Raw genomic sequence first — 7483 nt, 5'->3', positions numbered from 1 at the left:
CTACTTAAATCGGATACCGGGGTATATGTACTACCATCTAAAGAATAGAAATAAGGTGCAGTACCTCCTTCAATGTTTAGTGTAATGGTACCATCATCTGCTGCATAACAGTTTGCATCGGTCTTGGTCAACGATAAGGTCAACACATCGGGCTGAGTAACAACATAAGTGTTTTCAGCGGTTGTAAACCGATCATTAACTATAACCGTATAACTGCCAGGAGACACACTGGCTAAAGTATTGGATAACTCCCCTACTAGTTCAGTGCCTTGGTTATACCATCTATAGGTATAGCTCTGTGATCCACCGCTTACATTCGCGGTTAGCGTAGCCAGCTCACTATGACAAGCTATCGCTACGGTTTCTGCTATACTTACCAGTAACTCATCGGGTTCCGTTACCTCATAAAGCCCTGAACTACTACTACATCCCTGACTGTCTGTTACCGTGGCTTGGTAGGTACCTGCTGCTAATTGGGTAATGGTACTACCGGTCTGGGTAATGGGTGAACCGTTATAGGTCCAGCTTACTTGATAGGCCTCTCCAGTTGTGTACGGTGTACCTCCTACTATTTCTAAGGCTATACTTCCTATACTGCCACCAAAAACATTGTTACCTACAATCACTGCATCGTTAATATATAGCTCCTGTGGACGAGCAGGTGTATACACTGCACTTAGCTCAGAACTACAGCTCGATGCTGCTGCATCTCTAACTTCAAAACGATAGCCCGTAGCACTATAGGGAAGCGTAAATTGATTGGACGTTTGCCAAACGGTACTCCCGCCATTCAAGATTCTATACTCATAACTCCCTGAACCACCTGTAGCAGTAACGGTGGCTGTAGTAGTACCGTCATAACATAATAAATCCGGAATGGTTACATTGGTAATGGTTACTGGAGGCAATACGCCTATAGCAATATTATCTCGCTCCCCAAATCCTGTGGGTGAACTGATCTCTACACTGTAGCCACTTCCGGTACCACGCGTAAGCACACTGCTGGTCTCTCCGGTAAGGGGAATATCATTCTGTAACCACTGATAGCTATAAGGACCCGGTGCACCGCTAACATTGGTTACTGCTATCCTACCATCTAACGAGGTATCACAAGTAGCTGGAGTAATTTGTAGCGTAAAGTTAATTGGAGCAGGATCTACTAATTCTGCTAAAAATAAGGTTTGCTCGCAATTATAATCGTTTGGATAAGGTATCACATAACTAATTTCATAACTACCTGCACGAAGATTAGTTAGTAAAAAATTACCATTGGTTATCTCGCTTTCGTAATCAGAAACTACATTTCCATTTCTATATAACGTAAACTCATAACCATCTATAGTCGGTCTTGGTTGCGAAGAAGGTAATGGTCTTCCTCCGTTTACTGAAGTCACCTCAATACTACCATCGGCTTCTCCGGGTCTGGTTGGGTTTTGAATCCTATCTGTAGGGACATTATGTGTTATCGGTGCTGGTACTGCGCTTATCGCAGCCGTGTATATTCCATTAGTATATTGAACACTCTGGCAGCCATTGGCATCTATAACACGAATTGTATGGTCTCCAGGAGACAAATTAGTAATTGTAACACTAGATCCACTCATCGTTTGATACCCACCGCCATCCAAACTATATCGATACGGACCATTACCTGAGGTTACATTCAATTGAATACTCCCGTCGTTTACCCCATAACAGCGTTGATCGTTCTCTTCTGTTACTTCCCAAACTAAAGCTGGCGGGGCCTCTACTTCAAAAAAGTAATATCGAGGGACACAGGTAGGGAATTCGTTATCAGTATCACTGAACTCATATGAGGTAACTATTAAGGCATAGTGACCCGCTATTAAAGCTGCGCGGTCACTCGAAATAGGTAAATTCCATTCATACCTTCTTGACGATAGGTTAGCATTGCGAACGTTAACCACATTGCGGTACTCTACGGAATACCGATCATTTACCAAATTATTAAATACTTGGGTATACTCAATTTCTGAATTTGCTATCGGTTGGGTGTCCTCATTCAATCGTCTTAACGATATCGATATCTTTTGATTCCTAGCTATACCATCACCAAAGGGAACGCTTATGCTGCTAAATTCATCATAAGAACAGGAAGGAGGCGTAACCACAGGATCTGAAGTGATCGAAGGGGTGTCGGGGAGATAACTGAGGTTCAATACATTAGAAATCCCATTTCTCATCCTACAACCAGGATTAAGTCGTACTTGAATAGTTTGACCCAGATATCGTCTCTGCCAAATTGCTCTGGGATACATATCAGAAAATCTTAAGTCAATTTGACTCTGGCCTGTTTTATTTTCTATTGGAGACCAACCTGGTACATTAACCCAAATAGTGTTTGGTGTGGTAGGGTCTTGTAAATAATTATTCCAATCATCAAAAGCATCATCCATGAATTGTCTTAAGAACGGACACCCCTCCGCCCCATTTTCACGTACACAATCATCATACATTTCTGCATAGTTATCATATATTTCCCGTAATCTAATTACCTCAGGATGTGCTTGTTCTTCTAGCCTTTCCATATTCCAAAACTCCCAATTGTAAACAGCTGATGTTAAATTACGACGATTAACACTTATGTTGACTTCGTCTGACAAACAAGCTGTGTAAATCTCTGAAATAGATGAATCATCATCATATGCTACCGCTACATTAGGATAAATGTTAACTGTCATGTTTCCGGATCTAATTCTACCAGTTAAAAAATCATCCCTAAAATAATATCTGTAAAAACAAGGAGAGGAGACATTAAGTGTTATGCGAGCTTCATTAGTTCGGCATTCCAATCCTCCCAAAGAGCCACCAATTTCATTTCTTCCATTAGAAAACACTTCAATTCCTGTAACCGTATTTGTTTGACTAAACGTTTCTACAAAATTGAAGTCCGTGTTATGAAACCCAGAAGCACTGTGGATGATTCTTCGCGATCCATTTTCAAAGATCAATGTTATGGTTTGCATTCCATCACCACCAGAACCACAATTATCTCCACGTCCAACGCTACCAGATAACTCAATGGTATAATCATCTTGGCTAAATCCTTGGACAACGGAAAAAACAGTAAAAAACACTAATAAAAATTTATTCATGCCCTAAATTCAAAATTAACTTCAATTGTACTTGCAGCTAAACTGGGATTATTGGGAAAAGCTCCAGTGGCTAATTGTTTGATAATGGTTGTGATTAAAAAGGTTACTTGGCAAGCCTTTTTCCGGAGAGACTTGATTAAAACCTGTTGTTTTTGTGAATACTCTTCGCTAGTAATTATAAACATTGGCTTTTTTAGATTAATTTGTGTTGTTTTTAAGAGTTCAGATTGGTAAATTGATGTATTACCTTTACATCATTTAAACGATCAACACCTATGAATACCCTACCCCAATATTTGATGAATTTATGGTATGAAATCAATTTAATCTGATACCATCAACTCATCAAAACGTAGCGTATCATTTTGACAACATCATTGGTTCGCTATTGAATAATTACTATGAAAGGGCATATTGTAATTTTGTGTTGTAACTTTGTTTTTGAAGATTACGTTTCATAATAATTCATTTGATTTATAACACCTATTTTGCCACAAATCTAAGGGTAAAACTGAAGTGAAAAATCCCTGAATCTGGGGATTATCCATTCTTCAAGATTTGCCAAGAATATAGTACGCTACTCTAAAAAAGCATAAAGCCCAGACAAATCTTATTAATTTGCCTGGGCTTTATAGTAATATTCTAATTACTTCTTAAAAATGTTTATTCTATCATCAATTTCCTTACCTGACTATGTCCTTGTGTTTCTAATAGTATAAAGTAAATACCTGAGGGTAATCCGGATAAATTGAAATCAAAAACATACTGATCTCGCCCTTGTGCTCGGCTTGAAGCTACTTGATGATTATTAACCATCGTAAAGATTTTAGCACTTACCGGTAAAGGTTTATGAAGCTTTACATCGATGCTGAACCTACCGTCTGAAGTAGGGTTAGGATAAATACTATATTCTACTTTTAGGGCTGTATTATTATCAGTATCCTGATCAGTTTCGTCTTCGTCAAATTCTTTTTCAACCACAACTATTCGTTTGGTTTGTACATCCGTACACAGTCCACTCTCGATATACAAACTTACCTCATACTCTCCTGGTTCGTTAATGATTATTTCAGCAAAATTATCATCCTCTGCAATCAAAATGGCTTCAGCTGGAAGCTCCCAAACCACCCTATCTGGTTGTGGCTCACTGATGTTAACCACGACAAACTGTTCTCCAACAAAAACTTGAGTGGAGGCAATAAAATCTGCTTCAATAGGATCTGCTGTAGTATCTATAAAAATAGAATCAGTAGTACTACAACCGTTATTATCAGTAGCGGTTACTTCATAAATTCCGGATTCGTTTACCTCTATTACAGCACTAGTGCTGGTAAATCCATTGGTGGATGACCAACTGTAAGCTATACCATCGGCTATACTTGCATCTAAAGTAACGCTTTGGGCTGCACATAGGGTAATATCTTCACCCAATTCCAAGGCTATAGGTTCTGGGTTGGCCAGTGTGATGGTCTCGGAGATTTGACATCCCTTAGCATCGGTAACCACAACAGTGTACTCACCTGCACAGCTATTTACCAAATCCTGATTGTTGCTATCAGTACTCCACTGATAGGTATATGGTGGAGCTCCACCCTGAATCTCTAGGTCAATCTGACCATCACAGCCTTCGAAACACGTAGGGATAGTAGTGCTAAATGATAAACTTAAAGGTTCCGGAATCGTAAGGATAACTTCCTCAGAAACACTACAACCGCGAGCATCAGTGATGACAACAGTATAATTACCTGCTGGCACCTCTGCTATGGTATTTGTCGTAGCCCCAGTATTCCATCGGTATTGATACGGAGCGGTACCGCCAATAACCATTGCTTCGATTGTCCAATCTGCTCCGTCGCCACAATTGATATAATCAGAATCAAGTGAAACCGATAAAGCTGCGGGTTCAACTACTTCAAAAGGCTCACTCTGTACACGGTTTCCGTTGGTATCTGTAATAACTACATAATAAACTCCTGCGCTTATATTTTCTAGTAATTGTTGATTCCCTATCAAAGTATTACTGGATGCTTCATACCATTGATAGGTAAATAGTGGACCTACCCCTCCTTGTTGAATTGCCCTGAGACTTCCATCTGTCTCTCCAAAACAACTGATTACATTTACAGCTTCAACCTGAGCTATTAATTGGTCTGGTTGGCCTAAAGTATACTCTTGTTCCGTTTGACACCCATTGGCATCTGTTACAATTACACGATACTCACCTGCACCTATATTTGACACTACATTAGTCGTCTGAGACAACTCATTGCCCCCAGAAAACCATTGATACAAATACGGTGCTGTTCCTCCCTGAGTAACCGCCTGAATACTCCCATTGGTTAATCCAAAACCTGTAGGAGTGTTTAATTGAGCTGATACTATCCGTAAGGGATCAGGCTGGGTTAATGCTATAGTAAACACCTCTACCGAACCAGAAGGTGCATAAAAACAACTATTGGTATCTCTAAGTTGAATCTGGTAAAATCCAGAAGACAATTCATTGATCGTTGTACTTGCTCCCGTATTAAAAGATATCCAATCGCTATAAGTACCTGAATTAAATCGATAGCGATACTCATAATTACCATTACCGCCTGTAGCAGCAATAGCTAGAACTCCTGTATTGGTTCCAAAACATGTGGGCCTATTGGCAATAGTTACTTCTCCATCAATAGCGTCGGGTTGGGTGACTTCAAAAATAGCACTTTGCTCCTGAACTCCCTCGGCATTGCTAACCACCACATAATAGGACCCAGCCGGGACATTTGATAACATTGCTTCATTACCTACCAAGGAGCCATCAGTAGCATTAAACCATTCAAAATTATTGCCCCCTGCTCCTCCGATAGTAACTACTTCAATAATCCCATTACTCGCTCCATAGCAACTAACAGCTTGTACTTGTTGTATGGTAACCAGTAATTCACCTGGGTCGGCTAAGCTGTAGGTTTCGGTAAGCACACAGCCTGTAGCATCGGTAACGGTTAAACTATAGGTTCCTTCTGATAGTGATGTAACTGTATTGTTGGTCACAAACTGATTGATTTCTTGTTGTATTATCGCACCAGTGGCAGCTGTCCAGGTATATTGATAAGGTGCTACTCCACCTATAATTTCCACAGCAATACTTCCGTCATTCGATGTTTCGCCTGATGGTCTAACTAAACTTGCTGCTATCACATCATACCGCGTAGGCTCCTCGACAATAATTGCTGTATTGGTAACAAAGCATCCATTCTCATCAGTGATGGTTACTGCATAGGTATCTGCAACTAAACCTTCTATACGATTGGTGGTTGATCCAGAATTACTCCAAGTGTAGATATAATTTCCGGTACCACCCGTAGCCACAACTTCGATACTACCATCTGACCCATTATAACAACTTACATCGGTGATATTAATGGCTATGATTTCCAAAAGATCAGGCTGAGCGAGTAACACATCGGTTAGAGTCGTTTGATTACCGTTATTATCAATCACTTCGATGTTATAAGTACCAGCTACGATGGCACCCGAATCTTCTGTGTTGCTAATCACGTTATTGTTAGCATCTGTCCATTGATATGTATAGGGAGGCACACCTCCAGTTACTGTAGCCAAAAATCCTCCCTCTTCTCCAAAGCATCCAATAGATCGCTCACTTAGTGCTACCTCTAAAGGCAATGGCTCATCTACAGTATAGTTAACAGGCCCTAAACTACAGCCATTTGCATCCGTAATTGTTAAATAGTAATCCCCTGCCCCAATATTTTCTAAGCTGTTGCTTGAAGTTCCAACCACAGTATTAGTAGTATCCACCCATTGATAACTGTATGGTAAAGTACCTCCTGTTACTGAAACAGTTATGTTGCCATTAGTCAGTCCAAATCCTGTAGCATCTTCTATTTGCTCGTTTATTATAGACAGCGCTGCTGTAGGTTGCGTTATGGTTATCGTTCTTATTGCTTCACAGAAGTTTTCATCTCGTACCGTTATCGTATAGTCTCCTGCTATTAAATTTGAAATATCCTCTGTAGTTTGGCCAGTATTCCAGAAGATTGTATAACTCCCTGTACCACCGGTAACATTTACATCTATTGCGCCATTATTTCCTGCAAAACATAAGACATCTGTTTTTGTAAACGAGATATTCAACTCCTCTGGCTGTGTCACCTCATAGGATACTGTCGCTTGATTGCCATTAGTATCGGTTACAACAACCACATAAGTTCCCGCACTTAAGGTTTCCGTACGATCTGTTGTATACAAAATTATTGAGGGGTTACTGGATTCATACCACTGGTAACTATATCCTCTTACTCCTCCGCTCACTGTAACCTGCAGGGGAACCAAAGTCTGTTCTCCATAACATTGAATCTGCTGGG

At 40.2% G+C, this 7483-nt stretch carries 2 protein-coding genes; both read right to left on the bottom strand.

Annotated elements, in window-relative coordinates; all coding sequences use genetic code 11:
- Positions 1-3116 (bottom strand): SprB repeat-containing protein (locus EV197_RS16920; RefSeq protein ID WP_130287995.1); only part of this gene is annotated, 3116 nt, incomplete at its 3' end.
- A 663-nt stretch (positions 3117-3779) separates the two neighbouring features.
- Positions 3780-7483: T9SS type A sorting domain-containing protein (locus tag EV197_RS16915; protein WP_130287994.1), on the bottom strand; the 3704-nt coding region annotated here is incomplete at its 5' end.

The sequence above is a fragment of the Aquimarina brevivitae genome, assembly GCF_004216895.1.
Lineage (GTDB): Bacteria > Bacteroidota > Bacteroidia > Flavobacteriales > Flavobacteriaceae > Aquimarina > Aquimarina brevivitae.
The sequence above is the reverse complement of the archived record's forward strand: the minus strand, read 5'-3'. Positions and strand labels throughout refer to the sequence as shown.